12 protein-coding genes are annotated in these 12,383 nt (G+C 64.6%); all 12 read right to left on the minus strand.

Features of this window, described 5'->3' with window-relative positions; translation table 11 throughout:
• Positions 1 to 6: 6 nt before the first annotated feature.
• From IVB42_RS35165 to IVB42_RS35220, 12 genes are read right to left on the minus strand one after another with little or no spacing between them, the layout of a single operon-like run.
• Complete coding sequence (locus IVB42_RS35165; protein ID WP_007593031.1) at positions 7 to 855, minus strand: MBL fold metallo-hydrolase; 849 nt, start codon at positions 853 to 855, stop codon at positions 7 to 9.
• 41 nt (positions 856 to 896) lie between these two features.
• A complete protein-coding gene (locus IVB42_RS35170; RefSeq protein ID WP_247393721.1) occupies positions 897 to 1,781 on the minus strand; it encodes an amidohydrolase family protein in 885 nt (294 codons plus the stop codon).
• A complete protein-coding gene (locus tag IVB42_RS35175; protein ID WP_247393718.1) occupies positions 1,778 to 2,899 on the minus strand; it encodes a VWA domain-containing protein in 1,122 nt (373 codons plus the stop codon). Before IVB42_RS35175 ends, IVB42_RS35170 begins: the two co-directional genes overlap by 4 nt.
• The gene (locus IVB42_RS35180) at positions 2,896 to 3,777 is read right to left on the minus strand and encodes a MoxR family ATPase (RefSeq protein ID WP_247393715.1); all 882 of its coding nucleotides are present in this window, start codon (positions 3,775 to 3,777) and stop codon (positions 2,896 to 2,898) included. The genes IVB42_RS35175 and IVB42_RS35180 overlap by 4 nt, the downstream gene beginning before the upstream one ends.
• A gap of 7 nt (positions 3,778 to 3,784) precedes the next feature.
• Positions 3,785 to 4,807 carry a molybdopterin cofactor-binding domain-containing protein gene (locus tag IVB42_RS35185; protein WP_085352430.1) on the minus strand — a complete coding sequence of 341 codons (1,023 nt, stop codon included), beginning with the start codon at positions 4,805 to 4,807 and terminating at the stop codon, positions 3,785 to 3,787.
• Between the two features lies 1 nt (position 4,808).
• Entirely contained in the window at positions 4,809 to 6,410 is a 1,602-nt protein-coding gene (locus IVB42_RS35190; protein ID WP_204510806.1) for a molybdopterin cofactor-binding domain-containing protein, read from the minus strand.
• 11 nt (positions 6,411 to 6,421) lie between these two features.
• Positions 6,422 to 6,898 (minus strand): (2Fe-2S)-binding protein, encoded by a 477-nt coding sequence (locus IVB42_RS35195; protein ID WP_085350838.1) that lies wholly within the window; start codon positions 6,896 to 6,898, stop codon positions 6,422 to 6,424.
• Between the two features lie 5 nt (positions 6,899 to 6,903).
• Positions 6,904 to 7,722 (minus strand): FAD binding domain-containing protein, encoded by an 819-nt coding sequence (locus IVB42_RS35200; protein WP_085350839.1) that lies wholly within the window; start codon positions 7,720 to 7,722, stop codon positions 6,904 to 6,906.
• Positions 7,719 to 8,168, minus strand: coding sequence for an SRPBCC family protein (locus IVB42_RS35205; protein ID WP_247393712.1), 450 nt, complete (start codon positions 8,166 to 8,168; stop codon positions 7,719 to 7,721). The genes IVB42_RS35200 and IVB42_RS35205 overlap by 4 nt, the downstream gene beginning before the upstream one ends.
• 5 nt (positions 8,169 to 8,173) lie before the next feature.
• Entirely contained in the window at positions 8,174 to 8,611 is a 438-nt protein-coding gene (locus IVB42_RS35210; protein WP_247393709.1) for an SRPBCC family protein, read from the minus strand.
• A 9-nt stretch (positions 8,612 to 8,620) separates the two neighbouring features.
• Positions 8,621 to 11,524, minus strand: coding sequence for a flotillin family protein (locus IVB42_RS35215; protein WP_247393706.1), 2,904 nt, complete (start codon positions 11,522 to 11,524; stop codon positions 8,621 to 8,623).
• Between the two features lie 25 nt (positions 11,525 to 11,549).
• Positions 11,550 to 12,383: a phosphoenolpyruvate hydrolase family protein gene (locus IVB42_RS35220; RefSeq protein WP_018458736.1), complete on the minus strand. Its 834-nt coding sequence runs from the start codon at positions 12,381 to 12,383 to the stop codon at positions 11,550 to 11,552.

Genomic DNA, 12,383 nt, shown 5'->3' on the forward strand with positions numbered 1-12,383 from the left:
TGGCGTCTAGGCCGGAAACCAGTTGCGCTGGGGCAGAGACTGCACGACCGGCCCAGGCACCTGGTCGTGCAGCCGGCCGACGACGTTGCCGCCTTCGATCTTGGCGGGGCGGTCGTGGACCGGCAGCAGATAGCGCGAATTGCTGAGCAGCTTTTTGATGGCGGCCTTCTCGGCCCGCTTGGTGGTGCCGTGGTTGCCAGTGGTGCGCGGCTCCCAGTCGTGGATCTCGTTGAAGGGCGTCACGATCTGGTCGTTGAAATCATAGATGACGTCGCCGCAGATGGTGGCGATGCCGTCGGCCGTTTCGACGATGATATTCATCGATCCCTCGGTATGCGCATTCGCGGCGTCGCAGTAGACACCCGGCATCAACTCGATGGGACCTGTGATCTCGAGGTCGAGAAAGCGCAGCGCACTCTTGGTGTGCAGACGGTCGATCAGATGCTTGATATCCGGCGCCGGATATTGCGGATGCATCAGGCCGGACACAGAATATTCAAGCTCCCGACGGTTGAGGACGACGGTCGTGTTCATCGGAAACAGATCGTCCTTGCCGGCGTGGTCGATGTGCAGATGGGTGTGGCAGACGAAACGCACATCGCCCATCCGCACGCCGTGCCGCGCAAGCTGGTTCTCGATCATGTGCTCGTGATACTGCAGGCCGCGCATCCCCAGCGTTTCCATGATCTGGTTGGAACGGTAACCGGTGTCTACCACGACCGGATACTTGCCGCCGAGGATCAGGAAACCGAGGGTGAGGACGCGGCGGGTGCGGCCGCAATCGCGGCCGAGAACCAAAAAGCTCGATTCCAGCTCAATATCGCCATAGTCCAAAATCTTGATCTCCAGCGGCATTCCGTCCCTCCCTGTGTCCGTTCTCGTTGTTTCCTCGGCGCTCAGAGCCGATAGACGCGCATAGCGGTGGTCTTGAAAATGGCTTCGCGCTGATCATCGCGTAGCGGCGCCGCGGCGGCACGGAATGCATCGATCAACGCGCGATAGCTGGTCCACAATTTCTCGATCGGAAAATTCGAGCCGAACAGGCAGCGTTCGGCGCCGAAGATTGCAATCGTATCGGTCAGGACGGATGCGATATGCGCGGGGTCGTTGCGGTGGATGAAGGTTCCGAGCCCCGATAGTTTCGACACGACGTTCGGGCATGCGGCGAGGCGGGCCATCCCGGCGCGCCACGCGGCGCGGCCTGCCGGTGAAAGGTCCTCCAGCATGCCGGCGTGCTGGAGGATAAAGGTCACCTTAGGGCAGGATTCCGCAAGGCGCGCAGCGTCAGGCATCTGTGGCGTGAACACCTGAAGGTCAAAGCTCCAGCCATAATCCGCAAGGCGGGCGATATTGCGCTGGATCACGGGATCGGTGCAAAGGTCCGGCCGCCCGGCAAAGCGATAAAGCGGGTTCTCGTGCCAATGCAGTTGCATGCGAACGCCGCGTACGAGGGCATAGCGCTTCAGGCGGTCGAGCTGTGGACGCACGTCGTCCACCGAAAAGTCGGCGTAAGCTACGATGGCATGCTGCCAGCCGTGCTCCTCGGCGGTCTGCTGCACCCAAGCGGCCTCGTCCTCGAAGCGGTCATTGGCCCAGTTGGTCTGGACATAGACCGAGCGGGTAACGCCGCTGCCCTCGATGTCGCCGAGATATTCCTCGATCGGGTAATCGCGCCGGATCGGCTCGTATGGACCGAAGATGCGCGGCTGCATCGGACCCACCAGCCAGGGCAGGTCGGTCTGGCGCCAGATATGATGGTGTCCATCGACGACGTCGGTCACGCAACTCTCCTTTGTCCCAGCGCCAGCACATGCGCGACGATCGACGCGCTCGAGCCACCATCGACGAGGTCGTCGACGAAGCGTTCGATCGCGACCAGCGCTTCGGTCTGCGGGCGAAAGTCGGGACCAGCCGCGAGCGGTGTCAGCCAGCTCACGCGCCACGCGCGGCGCGATAGTTTCGCGACCGCATCGCGCAGTGCATCGGGTTCGCCCCGTTCCAGGCCGTCGGAAACGATGATCACGGCAGCGCCCCGAGCGTATCCGCCGAAGCGGGGCACGGCGAGAAAGGCCTGAAGGGCGTCACCGATTCGGGTGCCGCCGTCCCAGTCGCTGACCGCATGGGCCGCCGCCCTGAGCGCCTGCTCTCGGCGTTTGAGTCGCAACGGGCGGGTGATGCGGGTCAGCCGCGTGCCGAAGGTGAAGACCTCGACGTTGGGCGCCGCCTGCACCAACGTGTGCGCGAACTTCATATTCTCTTCGGTGCGGGTCTTCATCGAGCCGGAGACGTCAATCAGAAGCAACACCTTGCGTGGGCGCTGCCGCCGCTTCAAACGCCCCATCCGGAGGATTTCGCCATCGCTGCGAACGGAGTCGCGCAGGGTGCGGCGCAAATCCGCGTAGGGTCCGCTGCGAGCCCGCATGCGGCGATGGCCGCGCCGCTTCGGCAGGCGCCTCGGCGCCTCGCGGGACAGCCGGCGCAGCGCATCGGTGGTCGAGAGCTGCGCAAAGCGGCGCTCGACCAGGGCTTCGGCGCGCGCAGCTGCGAGACCGGACTCGTTGGCCTCGTCCGACAACAGCGGCTCGTCGTTTCCACGGGCCTCCTCTTGCAGCCGAACAGTCTCGTCGTCCTCACCGTCATCGACGCGGTCGATTGCCTCGTTCCCGCGAAAGTGCAGATCGAACAGCCGGTCGAACGTTGCGCGACGCTCTGGTGGAGGGGCTAGTGTTGCGAGGGCTGCCTGCCGAATGTCCTCCAGGCTGCGGGGACCGAGCAACTGGATTGCGGCCAGGAACGACGTCGTCTGTTCCGGTGCGACGGCAAATCCGTTCGTTCGCAACAAGCCGACGAACGAGATGAATACACGCGCAGCGCGCGGCAGTTCGGGTTCGGCGCTCATGCAGAGGCCTCCGCCAGCAGGGCATCGAGGCGCGGCGAAATGAAGTGCAGATCCTCCTCGTCTTTCAAGGCAACGCCGATCGAGCGCCTGAAGGCATCAGGCCACCGTGCGCCGCCCTTGTGCAGCAGCGTGGCGGCCTCGGCCCAGTCGACGGCCTCGGCGATCCCGGGCGCCTTGCTGAGTGGTTCGCGTCGCAGCTTCTCGACGGCGGCGACGACGGCCCGCGCGGTGCCCTCGGCGACGCTGGAGGCCCGCATCATCACGATGCGCGCTTCGCGCTCGGCGGAGGGATAGTCGATCCAGTGATAGACGCATCGCCTCCGCAACGCTTCATGAAGATCCCGCGTGCGGTTCGAGGTCAGGACGACAACCGGGCGCTCAGAGGCGCGAACCGTACCGCGCTCCGGAATCGAGATCTGGAAGTCGGACAGGAACTCGAGCAGGAAGGCTTCGAATTCTTGGTCGGCGCGGTCGATTTCGTCGATCAGCAGCACAGTTGAGTCAGGTGCGCGCAGCGTCGCCAGCATCGGTCGCTCGATTAAAAACGTTTCGCCGTAGATGTCGACGCTCTCATCGTCGGCCTGGCGGATTGCGAGCATCTGGCGCGGATAGTTCCATTCGTAGAGTGCGGCAGATGCGTCGATGCCTTCGTAGCATTGCAGGCGGATCAGGCGGCGGCCGAGGACCGCGGCAATGGCTTTGGCGGCCTCGGTCTTGCCGACGCCCGGCGCGCCCTCGAGCAGCAATGGCTTGCCGAGTGCCAGCCCGAGATAGGCTGCGGTCGCCAGCCCCTCGTCGGCAAGGTAATAGGCTGCCCGAAGCGCTTTCTCCAGTGCCTCTGGGCTATCGATGCCGACGATGTTGCTGCGGACGGCCATCGAGACCTCAGCGCCGCGCCTGAGGGCGCGCGCCGCCCTCGGCCTTGATCGCGCGCAGCACCTTCTCCGGCGTAATCGGCAGATCGTCGATGCGCACGCCGACGGCGTTGAAGATGGCGTTCGCAACGGCCGGCAATACGGGATTCGCGCACATTTCGCCGGGCCCCTTGGCGCCGAAGGGGCCATCGGGAGCGGGGCGTTCCAATACGGCGATGTCGTGCGGGCAGATATCGCCAGGACCGGGCATGACATATTCGACGAAGTCGCGAGGGCCGTGGACCGGGTCGGGATAATAGGGTTCTGGCGTCTCGTAGAGCGCGTGACTGACGCCCATCCAGGCGCCGCCGACGAGCTGTTGCTCGACCAGGCGCGGGTTGAGCGCACGGCCGAGCTCATAGGCAGAATCCATGCGGATCATCGTGACCTCGCCGGTCTCGTCGTCAACCTCGACCTCGGCGACGAGACAGGCATGGGCGTAACAGGTCGCCGGCGACATCTCGCCGGTTTCCGGATCGACATTGGACAGAGGAACCAGGAAGATGCCACGACCCGCGATAGTCTTGCCCTGCTTGAACTGCGCGGCGATGGCGACGTCCTTGGTGGAGATCGAGCGGTGCGGCGCGCCCTTGACGTGGATGTTGCCACGTCCGTCGGTTTCGAGATCGGCGGCGTTGACCTCGAGTTCTTCTGCGGCCGCCTCCATCATCACGCCGCGCGCCTCGCGCGCCGCCGCCATCACTGCATTGCCGACGCGATGGGTGCCGCGCGAGGCGAACGAGCCCATGCAATGCGGGCCAGTATCGGAATCGGCGGTATCGACATAGACGTCCTCGACGGGTACGCCGAGCGTCTCTGCGCAAATCTGCCGCGTGACCGACTTCATGCCTTGGCCGAGGTCGATCGAGGACAGCGCTACGGTGAACTTGCCGCTTGGATTGGAATGAACCAGGGCTTGGCTGGGATCGCCGCCGAGGTTCATGCCGATGGGATAGTTGACCGACGCGATGCCGCGTCCGCGATGTCGCGTCATCTCAACGCCTCCTGGTGCCGAACACGGATGAGAATCGGCCCGCCCCATGCGAGGATGATGTTGGTCGCGGTGGCGACGGCGATGGCGGTGGCGGCGCGGGCGGTGGGGGCTCGCGCGGGGGTTCGCGCGACGCGGCCGTTGGCAGGCGATCATAGCTCGTGCGCTGCTGCGCCGGCGCGGTCGTCCGTGCGTGGATGTCGGCAGGCGTCCGCGGGATGGCAGCGCGGCTGCCGCCTCCGTCTTTGCGGGAGGAGGCGCGCTTGAACTCGTCGCGGATCGGCCATTTGGCTTTCTCGGCCGCGACCTGGACGCACTCGATCAGCGCCGTGTTCTTGGCCTCGCGCCGATGCGCCTTCATGTCGCCGTCGCGATAGGCATTGAGGATGCGGAACTCCATCGGATCCATGCCGACGAGGTTCGCGAGCTTGTCCATCTGGCATTCGATCGCAAAGTCCATGGCGGTGACGCCGAAGCCGCGCATCGCGGTTGCAGGCGTACGGTTGGTGAAGACGCAGTAGACGTCGCCATAGACGTTCGGGATGGTGTAGGGTCCTGGCAGATGGGCTGCGCATTTCACGGCTGCATAACTGGAGAGCCGCGTATATGCGCCGCTGTCGAAATATGCGCGGATCTTTCTCGCGACGACGCGGCCATCGCGCATCACGCCGTCCTTGATGTAGATGCGCTCGGCGCCGCGCGGCGGGCCGTATTGCATCTCTTCTTCGCGTCCGAACACGTAGCGCACGGGACGTCCCGTCAGCATCGCACCTAGGATGCATAACGGTTCGGTCAGCGTGTCGACCTTGCCGCCAAAGCCGCCGCCGACGGTGCCGCCAATGAAATGGAAGGTGTTGGAAGGGACGTCGAGGATCTTGGCGCAGGTGTCGACCGAGAAGAACAGCGCCTGCGTCGACGTATAGACGACATAGCGCCCGTTGGTGTCGGGCGCCGCGATCGACCCATTGGTTTCGGTCGGCGCGTGCTCGATTGGTGACATCTGGTAGCGTTGTTCAAGCACGTGATCGGCGGTCGCGAGTGCGGCATCGGCATCGCCGAAGCGGAGCTTTTGGTGGTCGTATGTGTCGTGATAAATGAAGGCATTCTTCGGATAGGTATCGTTGACGACGGGCGCGCCGGCCTTCAGCGCATCTTCCACGTCGAACACGGTTGGCAACGGCTCATAGTCGATCCGCACCTTTGCGATCGCCTCGAACGCCTCGCGCTCGCTGTCGGCGACGATGGCCAGGATCGGCTCACCCTTGTAGCGGACCTTGTCGACGGCCAGCGATGGTTCGTCGTCCTTGCCGAAATTGATCAGGCTCAAAAGTGTGTTGAGGTTGCGGGGCACGTCGGAGCCGCGGATGATCCGGCGCACGCCGGCTGAGCGCTCGGCGTCCGCGGTATCGATCCGCCGGATCCTTGCATGCGAATGGGTCGAGCGAACGACTTTCAGGTGCAGCATGCCCTGGAGCTTGTGGTCGTTGAAATAGCTCGAGGTGCCCGTGACATGGCCGAGCATGTCCTGGCGCTGTGTGCCCTTGCCGATCTCGTTGAGATTATCGTCGCGCTCGTCGGCGAAGATGTCCTTGCGTAGTTCCAGCATGATCTGGTCCTTCAGGCGCTCACCCTGCCGCCGGAGGCGGCGAGGATGGCGTTGATGATCGGCTCGTAGCCGGTGCACCGGCAGATGTTGCCGGAGATCGCCTCGACGACTTCAGCGCGGCTCGGGGAGGGATTGCGATCGAGCAATGCCTTGGCAGCCATCAGCATGCCCGGCGTGCAATATCCGCACTGGGCAGCAAAATTCTCGGCAAAGGCGCGTTGCAGCGGATGGAGGTTCGGTCCCTGCTTCAGGCTATCCAGCGTCTCGACGGAGCGGCCCGCGACCGTCTCGGCCAGCGTCAGACAGGAGAGATGAAGCTCGCCATCGATCAGAACGCTGCACGTGCCGCAGCCGCCCTGGCCGCAACCGAATTTCGGCGTTATGTCGCCGATCAATTCGCGGAGGGCGACGAGCAGGTTGGTGCCGCCATCGACGAAAATGGCGACCTCGCTGCCGTTGTGACGAAATTGCAGGGCAGTCTTGGCCATACGATCTATTCCTGACCCAAGAGAAGACGACGCAGATGGACGCCGACGATCTCGCGGCGATACCAGGCGCTGCCGAGCGCGTTGTCGGATGGCGATGTTCCTTCCGCGGCTGCGGAGGCTGCGGCCGCAACGGTCGCGGCATCGAGCGATCGGCCTTCCAAAGCGCGTTCGGCCGCCCGCGCACGTATTTGCGTCGGCGCCATCGATCCCAATGCAATTCGTGCCCCGGCGATCCGTCCGCCACTGATGGGTAGATGTGCGGCGAGCGTGATGACCGAGCCGCCTTTGGGCTTGATCCGCGCGATCTTGCGGTAGCGGAAAGCCTCCGGGCTTGTCGGTCGCGTGCAGGACACCGACAGCACGAGCATGCCCGCCTGCCTTTCACGCGACTGCAAAAACTCCTCAATTGGAATGTCGCGCGATCCAAAGCCGCCTTGCAGGGCCACCGTGGCATCGAGCGCAAGCAGGGCGACGGTGAAATCGCCATAGGGATTAGGCGCAAACAGATTGCCGCCCACCGTACCCATGTTGCGCACCGCCGGGCCGCCAATCGAGCGGGCAGGGGCGTGCAGGAAAGCGAGGTCACGCTCGCCCAGAATCCGGGCGAAAGTTACGCCAGCACCCAAGGTGATCCGCGGACCAGATGGGTCGATGCGCGTCAAGGCTTGGTCATTGGCGCGCACGATGGTCGAGAGCGAGATATCGCCTTCGTTCAGCGCGCGCATCACCAGCGTGCCGCCACCGAGATAGCGCGCGGTGCGATCGGACGACAGCGCGGCGGCGGCCTCGCTCGAGCTCGTGAAGGTCTTCACCGTCACAGTCATGTTGACACAGCCTCCTTGAGGTACCGGCGGATCGCTTCGAATCCCGCCTGGTAGATATCTTCCGCGACCATGTGGGTGATCCGGTCCTTGTCCTCCGGCCGTGTCGAAAAGCGGGATTCCCAGTGCCAGAAGGTGCGGTCGCCGTCGGTCACGGGCAGCAGGCGGACGTGGGCCACATAGTTGAACATCGGGACAGGCGTATCGAGCAGGCAATAGCTGAAGGCCTGCTCCAGATCCGACAGCGTCAGCAATTGCTCGCGCAGCTCCGAGCCGTCCTGCAGCTTGAAGCGCCTGACACAGCCGATCTTGTCCGAAGCCTGCGCGCGCTCGATCGTGGAGGTCGCGACCGCCGGATGCCAGCGATCGTGCCCGTTGAAATCGCGCAGCACGCCCCACACGGAGCCGGTCGGCGCATCCAGGATCGTGCTCTTGACGATATGCGGCACTGCGCTCAGCCTCCGAACTGGCGTTTGAGGGCGTCGAAGCCGCCCTGGAACACGCCGCCGCCGATATTCGCGACAAGCTCCGCCTCCCGCTCGGGTGCGCATTCGAACTCAGCGGTCCATTCCATGAAGGTCTGGTCGCCATCCGTGACCGGCGTCAGCCGAAGCGTCGCGACGTAGTCCTCGACCCCCATCGGGGATTCGAGGATCGAGTAGGTGCAGAACATGTCGTAATCCGACAGGCCGAGCAGCTTTTCCCGGATTCGATCGCCGTTGCGCAGGCGAAAATCCCTGACGCAGCCGATCTTGTCGGAGGGCTCGCCGCCCTCGATGCGGCTTTCCGCAATCGCGGGATGCCAGTTCGGCAGACCGTTGAAGTCGCGTACCCGCGCCCAGACGCGATCGTTGCGTGCGTTGACGACGGTTGAGACGTAGACGCGGGCCATGGTGCGACCTCAACTCTTCTTCCGGGGGCTGCGCTCGGCGGGCGGCTCGCCGTCGGCCGAAGGCGAGGGTGCAGCGGCTGGCTTCTCGCCACCGCCGCCGCTCTTGCGCGCGGAGTCCTTGATGCCCTGCATGTCGCGAGCTTCCCGGATCAGGCCTGGCATCTTGGCGAGGCTGCCGCCTTCGACGCCGATGTCCGCCAGGAGCGAGTCGATCAGCGGCGCCTGGACGCGGTAGCGCAGCGCCGAGTCGATCACCTCGTCGGTGGCGCTACGGCCGCCATTGCCGCCATGGCCGTTGCCGTTGAGACCATCGACTTGCAGGATGCGGATGCCCTCGATCTTCTCCATCGGCTTGACGCTCTCACGGACGATGCCCTCGATGCGGTCGAGCAGCTTTCTACGGAATAGCGAGTAGCGCGCCTGGTCGGTCAGCACGTTCTCGGCCTCGTTGAGCATACGCTGCGCCTCGGCCTCGACTGCAGCGCGGATCCGTTCGGCTTCCGCGGCAATTCGCGTCTCTTCGGCCTGCTTCTCGGCGATCAGGATCTCCACGGTCTTGCGACGCTTCGCGATCTCGCTCTCGCGCGCGGTTATGACGCGCTCGGTGGCTTCAGTGGCATGCACCCGCGCTTCCTCAGCCGAGGCCTTGGCCGCGGATTCCTCCAGCGACTTGAGGTGGATAGCAATCGCCTTTTCCATCAAGACGGTCTCGACCTCCTTCTCGCGATTGATTTCGAGCTTGCGCAACTCGCGCTCGCGGCCGATGCGGGCCTCGTCGAGGCCGCGATCGGAGGCGATGCGGGAGCGCTCAACCTCTTCCCGCGCGGCAATCTCGGCTTCCTGGAGCGACTGGACGCGAGCGACTTCGAGCTGTTCGATCGAACGGCGGCGCTCGATTCGCGCCGCGTCCAGCGCATGCTCGCGCGAGACGTCGGTGGTCTCGACCTCCTTGCGCGCGACAATCTCGGCCTGCCTGACCTGGCGGTCGGCGTCGATGCGCTCGGACTTCTTGGTCGAGAGCGCGATGACGCGGTCCTCATCCGCGATCTCGATCGCCTTCTTGTGCTCGATATTGAGGACTTCGCGCTTCTTGGAGGACGTGATCCGCTCGGCCTCGAGCGCGAGATCGACGCCGATGCGCTGGCGCTCGATGGCGTCGCGGCGCTTCAACTCGGCCGCCTCGAGCACGGCTGAGCGCTCGATCTCGAGCGCGCGTGTGTCACGCTCGGCCTGGATACGCTCGGCTGCAACGGACTTCTCCTGCGCGATCCGGGCGGCTTCGATGGCTTCCCGCGAGGCAATGTCGGCTTCCTCGACGGCGCGGTTGCGGGCGATTTCCAGCGACCGCACGCGCTCTTGCTGGGTGATGCGGGCAGCTTCAGTGGCTTCGCGCGCCGCGACCTCTGCGACTTCCAGCGTCTGATTTCGCTCGATTTCCAACTGCCGGGTATTCTGCTCGACCGCGATGCGCTCGACGGCGAGCCTGTGCTCCCGGTCGATTCGCGCCGCCTCGACCGCGCGCTGCGCCTCAATCTCGGCTTCCTGGATGTTACGCACCTGCTGGATCTCCAGCGCACGGGTGCGCTCATCGGATGCGATGCGCTCGACATTGACAATCATGGTCTGGGCGATGCGGGCCTTTTCGGTCGTCTCGCGGGCAGCAATCTCGGCTTCGTCCACGGCGCGGGTCCGGTCGATCTCGCGGCGCCGGGTCTCCTCTTCGTTAGCGATGCGGGCGTCGGTCACGACGCGGTCCTGCTGGATACGCGCTTTCTCGATCGCTTCGCGGGCGGTGATCTCGGCTTCCTCGACGGTCCGCATCCGCTCGATTTCGCGCTGGCGCACCTCGCGCTCGGAAGCGATGCGGCTGGTATCGATCGAGCGCTGGTTGGCGATCCGGGCTTTTTCGATTTCCTCCCGTGCGAGCAGTTCCTTCTCCTCGATGGTGCGGGTGCGCTCGATCTCCCGCTGGCGGGTCTCACGCTCCGAGGCGATACGGGCTTCGGCGATCGCCTGGTCGTTGGCGATTCGCGCCTTCTCGATGGTTTCACGGGCGGAAATCTGCGCCTGCTCAGCTTCGGTCTCGCGCAGGGCCCGTTCGCGTGCGACCTCGGTGCGTTGCAGGGCGCGGCGCATCTCGATGTCACGCTCCTGTTCGAGGCGCGCCGTCTCGCTTTCGCGTTCGATCTCGAGAGCCTGCCGCTCGGCCTCCAGGTTGCGGGAGCGGATCTTGATCATCGAATCCTGCTCGATGTCGTTGCGCAGTTTGCGCTTGGCCTCGATGTCCTCCATCAGGCGGGTCAGACCTTCGGCGTCGAAGCGGTTCGAGGGGTTGAAGAATTCGAGATCGGTCTGGTCGAGATCGGTGATCGCGACTGATTCCAGCTCGAGCCCGTTCTGGGCGAGGGCCTCTGCGGCGTTCGCCTTGAGGCGGGCGACGTACTCACCGCGCTGCTCGTGCATCTGCTCGAGGGTCATCTCCGAGGCAACGGAACGAATGGCCGAGATGAATTTGCCGGCGAGGAGGGCGTGGAGCTGTTCGGGCTCCATGGTGCGGCGGCCGAGTGTGGCGGCCGCGATAGACACGGCTTCGCGGGTCGCCTGCACGCGGACATAGAAATCGGCCTCGATGTCGACGCGCATGCGGTCACGGGTGATCACGGCGTCCTGGCGGGAGCGCACGATGCCCATCGGCTGCACGTTCATGTTGACGGGCGTGTAGTCGTGGATGAACGGCAGCACGAAGGCGCCGCCGTTGATCACAACGCGCTCGCCGAGCAGGCCGGTCCGGACGAATGAGGTCTCCTTGGACGAGCGGTGATAGAGCCAGTTCACGATGTAGACGCCGACCACGATCACCACGACGGCGACGATCAGCCAGAGGATCAATTCACCGACCAGAGTCCCTGACATGTTTCTCTCCCTCGACCTTTCGGCGTTATCGCGCGCCGATCGCCTTGAATTTGCGAACCTGATCCGTCAGCGCCCGCTCGACCGGCAGCCGTTCCATTGAGGAGGCGCCGTAGAAGCCGTGGCAGTTGCGTGTGTTCCTCATGATGAAATCGGCATCGTCCGGATCGGAGATTGGTCCGCCGTGAGCGAGCACCAGAATGTCCGGATTGACGCCGAGCGCGGCGGAGGCCCAGGTGTCGATGTGCGCTGGGCAATCGGTCAGCTTGAGTGCGGTCTGCGCGCCGATGCTGCCCCCGGTCGTCAGGCCCAGATGACAGACGATGATATCCGCGCCTGCGATCGCCATCGCGGCAGCTTCCTTCTCGCTAAAGACGTAGGGCGTCGTCAGCAGGTCCTTCTCGCGCGCCTTTGCGATCATGTCGATCTCGAGGGCATAGGACATACCGGTCTCTTCGAGATTGGCGCGGAACACGCCGTCGATAAGGCCGACGGTCGGAAAGTTTTGTACGCCAGCGAATCCGAGCGCTTTCAATTGGTCCAGGAAAAGATCCATGTCGCGGAACGGATCCGTGCCATTGACGCCGGCGAGCACTGGCGTCCTGGTCACCACGGGCAGCACTTCGCCGGCCATCTCCAGCACGATGGCGTTGGCGTCGCCGTAAGCCATCAATCCCGCGAGCGAGCCTCGGCCGGCCATGCGGTAGCGGCCGGAATTGTAGACGACGATGAGGTCGACACCGCCGGCCTCCTCGCACTTGGCCGACAGGCCGGTGCCGGCGCCGCCGCCGACGATGGGCTCGCCGCGCCTTGCCATCTCGCGGAAGCGATTCAACAGTGCAGCGCGTTCAAACCGGGCCAT

Source organism: Bradyrhizobium sp. 45 (assembly GCF_023073155.1).
Taxonomy (GTDB): domain Bacteria; phylum Pseudomonadota; class Alphaproteobacteria; order Rhizobiales; family Xanthobacteraceae; genus Bradyrhizobium; species Bradyrhizobium canariense_D.

Excerpts from the sequence above, each read along its gene's own strand:
- IVB42_RS35165 (WP_007593031.1), bottom strand. The coding sequence starts at position 855 with ATGCCGCTGGAGATCAAGATTTTGGACTATGGCGATATTGAGCTGGAA.
- IVB42_RS35175 (WP_247393718.1), bottom strand. The coding sequence starts at position 2,899 with ATGAGCGCCGAACCCGAACTGCCGCGCGCTGCGCGTGTATTCATCTCG.
- IVB42_RS35180 (WP_247393715.1), bottom strand. The coding sequence starts at position 3,777 with ATGGCCGTCCGCAGCAACATCGTCGGCATCGATAGCCCAGAGGCACTG.
- IVB42_RS35185 (WP_085352430.1), bottom strand. The coding sequence starts at position 4,807 with ATGACGCGACATCGCGGACGCGGCATCGCGTCGGTCAACTATCCCATC.
- IVB42_RS35190 (WP_204510806.1), bottom strand. The coding sequence starts at position 6,410 with ATGCTGGAACTACGCAAGGACATCTTCGCCGACGAGCGCGACGATAAT.
- IVB42_RS35195 (WP_085350838.1), bottom strand. The coding sequence starts at position 6,898 with ATGGCCAAGACTGCCCTGCAATTTCGTCACAACGGCAGCGAGGTCGCC.
- IVB42_RS35200 (WP_085350839.1), bottom strand. The coding sequence starts at position 7,722 with ATGACTGTGACGGTGAAGACCTTCACGAGCTCGAGCGAGGCCGCCGCC.
- IVB42_RS35210 (WP_247393709.1), bottom strand. The coding sequence starts at position 8,611 with ATGGCCCGCGTCTACGTCTCAACCGTCGTCAACGCACGCAACGATCGC.
- IVB42_RS35215 (WP_247393706.1), bottom strand. The coding sequence starts at position 11,524 with ATGTCAGGGACTCTGGTCGGTGAATTGATCCTCTGGCTGATCGTCGCC.
- IVB42_RS35220 (WP_018458736.1), bottom strand. The coding sequence starts at position 12,383 with ATGGCCCGGTTTGAACGCGCTGCACTGTTGAATCGCTTCCGCGAGATG.